The sequence below is a fragment of the Streptomyces sp. JHA26 genome (assembly GCF_002005565.1).
In the GTDB taxonomy this organism is placed as follows: Bacteria; Actinomycetota; Actinomycetes; order Streptomycetales; family Streptomycetaceae; genus Streptomyces.
Map to the genome: position 1 here is coordinate 1 of NZ_BDJC01000122.1, position 4,422 is coordinate 4,422.

A 4,422-nucleotide genomic window follows, 5' to 3' on the forward strand; every position below is an offset into this window, starting at 1 on the left:
GCCTCGGACCCCTCGGACGCGATGACCGTTCCGACGCCCGTCGTGACGCCGGCGGACACCTCGGCCGGACCGGCGGAGGACACGGCGGTGCTGCGGCCGGTGCGGGACCCACGGGACGACGACCGCAACGACGACCGGGACGGCGGACGCGACGCCGGGGACCGTGCCCGGGACGGGCGCGGCGACGACGGCCGGGGCCGGGCGTCCGGCGTGTCCGAGTCCGAGGTGACGGCCGAGCTGCCCAAGCCGCCGGTGCCGTCCGACGCGGCGGACGAGACGGCGGTGCTGCCGCCTGTGACGCCGAGGAGCGCCGACGAGACGGCGGTGCTGCCGCCCGTGACGCCGGGGGCCGCCGACGAGACGGCGGTACTGCCGCCCGTGCGCGGGGACGACTCCGCCGACCGGGTCCCGCCGGGCTACTTCCGGAAGGAGGAGCCGGCCGGCGCCGACCGGTCCGGGGAACCCCAGGAGACCACGCGCGAGCTGCCCCGGATCGACCCGGACCAGGAGCCGCCCCGTCGGCGCCGTTCCGACTGGGCCGAGGAGACACCGCTGGACGACCTGCCGACCCTGGCGGACGAACTGCTCGGCCCGCGGGACGACGGCCGCGACGACGACGGAGAGGACCGCGGGGACGACCGGGGGAGGGGCCGGAAGCGGCGCTGACCGGCCTCCGCCGGCCGGCCGGCGCCCGTTGTCGGTGGCGGCCCGCACAATGGAGGGCGCGGCGCAGGGCGCGCGGCGGAGTGTGACGGAAGGACGGCGTGACCCATGACCGTGTGGGACGACCTCGTCGGGCAGGAGAAGGTGGGCGAGCAGCTCGCCGCCGCCGCCCGGGACGCCGACGCCTTCGTCACCGCCGCCGCCACCGACGGCCCCCTCCCCGAGGCGTCGAGCATGACGCACGCGTGGCTGTTCACCGGCCCGCCCGGAGCGGGGGTGACGCAGACGGCGCAGGCCTTCGCCGCCGCGTTGCAGTGCGTGAGCCCCGACCGCGCCCTCGGTGGTGTCCCCGGCTGCGGCTTCTGCGACGGATGCCACACGGCGCTCGTCGGCACCCACGCGGACGTCAGCACGGTGGCCGCCGTGGGCGCGCAGATCCTCGTGGACGACATGCGGGACACCGTCCGCAAGTCGTTCACCGCGCCGGCGAACGGCCGCTGGCAGATCATCCTCGTCCAGGACGCCGAGCGGCTGAACGAGAAGTCCGCCAACGCCGTCCTCAAGGCCGTCGAGGAGCCCGCCCCGCGGACGGTCTGGATGCTGTGCGCCCCGTCCGTCGAGGACGTCCTGCCCACGATCCGCTCCCGCTGCCGCCACCTGAACCTGCGCACGCCGTCGGTCGAGGCCGTCGCCGACATGCTCGTGCGCCGCGAGGGCGTCGAGCCCGACGTCGCCGCCGCCGCGGCCCGCGCCACCCAGGGCCACGTCGACCGGGCCCGCCGCCTGGCCACCGACCCGGCCGCCCGGGAGCGCCGGGCGGCCGTGCTGAAGCTGCCGTTGCGGGTCGACGACATCGGCAGCGCGCTCAAGGCCGCGCAGGAGCTGGTGGACGCGGCGGCGGCGGACGCCAAGGAACTCGCCGAGGAGATGGACGCCAAGGAGACCGACGAGCTGAAGGCCGCCCTGGGCGCGGCCCAGGGCGGCCGCCTGCCGCGCGGCACGGCGGGGGTGATGAAGGACCTGGAGGACAACCAGAAGCGCCGCAAAGCCCGCACCCAGCGCAACAGCCTCGACGTCGCCCTGGCCGACCTCACCACCTTCTACCGGGATGTCCTGGCCCTTCAGCTCGGCTCCCGCGTGGCGATCGCCAACGCCGACGCCATGGACGTCCTGGAGCGCCTCGCCCGCGCCGGGTCGCCGGAGGCCACCCTGCGCCGCATCGAGGCGATCACCGCCTGTGGGGAGGCGCTCGACCGCAACGTGCCACCGCTGCTCGCGGTGGAGGCCATGACGATGGCGCTCAGAGCGGGCTGACGGGGCACACCGGCGCCGGTCGACCGGGGAACTCGTTCGAGGCACGGTGAGCACGTACCGTGTCCGCGCCATGGCGGACGGTTACGCTCGCTGGATGGACACAAGGCGCACCCACCGCAAGGCCCGTACCGGAACCACGCTGCTTGCCGCCGCGCTGCTCGCCACCGCCTGTTCGGCCGGGGGCGTGTCGACGTCGGCCGGTTCGGCGGCCGCGGAGGAGGCGGCCGAAGCGACCGGGGCGGCGCGGACGACCCTGGCCGCGCTGCCCGAGTCCACGCCCTCGTCCCTGGCCCCGTACTACGGGCAGAAGCTGAGCTGGCGCGACTGCGGCGTCCCCGGTTTCCAGTGCGCCACGATGAAGGCGCCGCTCGACTACGCGAAGCCGGCCGAGGGGGACGTACGCCTCGCCGTGGCGCGCAAGAAGGCCACCGGCCCCGGCAAGCGGATCGGCTCGCTGCTGGTGAACCCGGGCGGGCCGGGCGGCTCCGCGATCGGGTACCTCCAGCAGTACGCCGGCATCGGCTACCCGGCGGAGGTCCGTGCCCGGTACGACATGGTGGCGGTCGATCCGCGGGGCGTGGCCCGCAGCGAGCCCGTGAAGTGCCTCGACGGGCGGCGGATGGACACGTACACGCAGACGGACGTCACCCCGGACGACGCGGGGGAGACCGACCGGCTGGTCGGCGCCTACAGGACGTTCGCCGAGGGCTGCGGAGCGGACGCGCCGAAGCTGCTGCGCCACGTCTCGACCGTCGAGGCGGCCCGGGACATGGACATCCTGCGGGCGGTGCTGGGCGACAAGAGGCTGACGTACGTCGGAGCCTCCTACGGCACCTTCCTGGGGGCGACGTACGCCGGACTGTTCCCGAGCCGGGTGGGGCGCCTGGTCCTGGACGGCGCGATGGACCCGTCCCTGTCCGCGCGCCGCCTGAACCGGGAGCAGACGGCGGGCTTCGAGACGGCGTTCCGGTCCTTCGCCGAGGACTGCGTCCGGCAGCCGGACTGCCCGCTCGGCGGCAAGGGCACCTCCCCCGGGCAGGTCGGCAAGAACCTGAAGACCTTCTTCGGCGACCTGGACGCCGAGCCGATCCCCACCGGCGACGCCGACGGCCGCAGGCTCACCGAGTCCCTGGCCACCACCGGTGTGATCGCGGCGATGTACGACGAGAGCGCCTGGCAACAGCTGCGCGAGTCACTGACGTCGGCGATGAAGAACCACGACGGCGCCGGCCTGCTGGCCCTGTCCGACAGCTACTACGAGCGCGAGGCGGGCGGCGGCTACAGCAACCTGATGTCCGCCAACGCGGCGGTGAACTGCCTGGACCTCCCGGCGGCCTTCTCCTCCCCGGACGAGGTGCGCGCCGCGCTGCCCGAGTTCGAGAAGGCGTCCCCGGTCTTCGGCGAGAGCCTCGCCTGGTCCTCCCTGAACTGCGCGTACTGGCCGGTGCACCCCACGGGCGAGCCGCACCGCATCGAGGCCGCCGGCGCCGCCCCGATCGTCGTGGTCGGCACCACCCGCGACCCGGCCACCCCGTACCGCTGGGCCCAGGCCCTGGCCGGCCAGCTCTCCTCCGGCCGCCTCCTCACCTACGAGGGCGACGGCCACACCGCGTACGGCCGCGGCAGCGCCTGCATCGACTCGGCGATCAACGCCTACCTCCTGCGCGGCACCCCGCCGGCGAACGGCAAGCGCTGCTCGTGACCGCCCCACCCGCCCCGGAGGCCGGGCCTCCGGGGCGGGTACGAAGCACCCCCGGAAACTGTGTAGACTTACCGTCGTTGCTGATCGCACCATGGTGCGCACGGCGCGCCGCCTTAGCTCAGATGGCCAGAGCAACGCACTCGTAATGCGTAGGTCTCGGGTTCGAATCCCGAAGGCGGCTCCATGCGAAGCCCAGCCCGGACCTTGTCCGGGCTGGGCTTTTTCGTTCAGTGGATGCGGCGACGGCGGCGACACGAACCCGGCCGGCGTCCGTGCCTCGTGCTCGGCGATCAGCCGCCTGATGCCGGAGAAGGGGTACGGCGTGGCCGGGGCGGTCGGCTCCGCCCACGCCGGAGGGACGGCCACGATCTTGGTGGTCCCTGTGGTGCATCGGCGATGCTCACTCGTGGTCCGGCCCTTGATGTTCTTCACCACCGCTTTCCCGCCCCGACCGTCGGCGACTGTTGGCGAGGTCGTTCCGCCGTAGGGCGGTGGTGGGGTGGTCTGGTCCCAGGGCGGCCTCGGTGATGGTCAGTGCTCGCTCTTCGAGCGGCAGCGCTTCACCGGGCCGGCCCAGGTCGGAGAGCGTCGCGGCGAGGTTGCCCAGCCGCACTGCGGTACTGGGGTGGCCCGGTCCCAGTGCCGTCTCGGTGATGGTCAGCGCCCGTTTCTTCAGTGGCAGTGCTTCACTGTGCCGGCCCAGGTCGGAGAGTGTCCTGGCGAGGTTGTTCAGCCGTAGGGCC

General features: G+C 74.1%; 3 protein-coding genes, 1 tRNA gene and 1 pseudogene. 4 read left to right on the forward strand and 1 reads right to left on the reverse strand.

Annotated elements, in window-relative coordinates:
• The 4 genes and pseudogenes from JHAT_RS33215 to JHAT_RS33230 all read left to right on the forward strand — a co-directional run.
• Window positions 1-666: pseudogene (locus tag JHAT_RS33215) on the forward strand (dTMP kinase); the annotation flags it as partial.
• A gap of 105 nt (window positions 667-771) precedes the next feature.
• A complete protein-coding gene (locus JHAT_RS33220; protein WP_077801994.1) occupies window positions 772-1,977 on the forward strand; it encodes a DNA polymerase III subunit delta' in 1,206 nt (401 codons plus the stop codon).
• 94 nt (window positions 1,978-2,071) lie between these two features.
• Entirely contained in the window at window positions 2,072-3,679 is a 1,608-nt protein-coding gene (locus tag JHAT_RS33225) for an alpha/beta hydrolase (RefSeq protein ID WP_077801996.1), read from the forward strand.
• Window positions 3,680-3,786: 107 nt separating this feature from the next.
• Window positions 3,787-3,863 (forward strand) — tRNA-Thr (locus tag JHAT_RS33230).
• Window positions 3,864-4,079: 216 nt separating this feature from the next.
• Here the strand turns inward: JHAT_RS33230 and JHAT_RS33235 are convergent.
• Window positions 4,080-4,422: tetratricopeptide repeat protein (locus JHAT_RS33235; RefSeq protein ID WP_143660615.1), on the reverse strand; the 343-nt coding region annotated here is incomplete at its 5' end.